This is a genomic window from Streptomyces sp. NRRL S-378 (assembly GCF_000720645.1).
Taxonomy (GTDB): Bacteria; Actinomycetota; Actinomycetes; order Streptomycetales; family Streptomycetaceae; genus Streptomyces.
The window spans coordinates 1-242 of the sequence record NZ_JOBX01000236.1; the positions used below are offsets into that span (position 1 = coordinate 1).

The 242-nt window shown below is 54.5% G+C and carries 1 rRNA gene; it reads left to right on the forward strand.

Annotation, left to right across the window (positions count from 1 at the left end):
• Positions 1 to 145: 145 nt before the first annotated feature.
• Positions 146 to 242, forward strand: a 5S ribosomal RNA gene (gene rrf / locus IH80_RS41385); the annotation flags it as partial.

Here is a 242-nt window from a genome sequence, read left to right on the forward strand (position 1 = left end):
TAGGCCAGATGTGGAAGCCCGGTAACGGGTGAAGCTGACTGGTACTAATAGGCCGAGGGCTTGTCCTCAGTTGCTCGCGTCCACTGTGTTAGTTCTGAAATAACGAACAGCTGTGTTGTCGGCCAGCGTTCAAATTTCATAGTGTTTCGGTGGTCATAGCGTTAGGGAAACGCCCGGTTACATTCCGAACCCGGAAGCTAAGCCTTTCAGCGCCGATGGTACTGCAGGGGGGACCCTGTGGG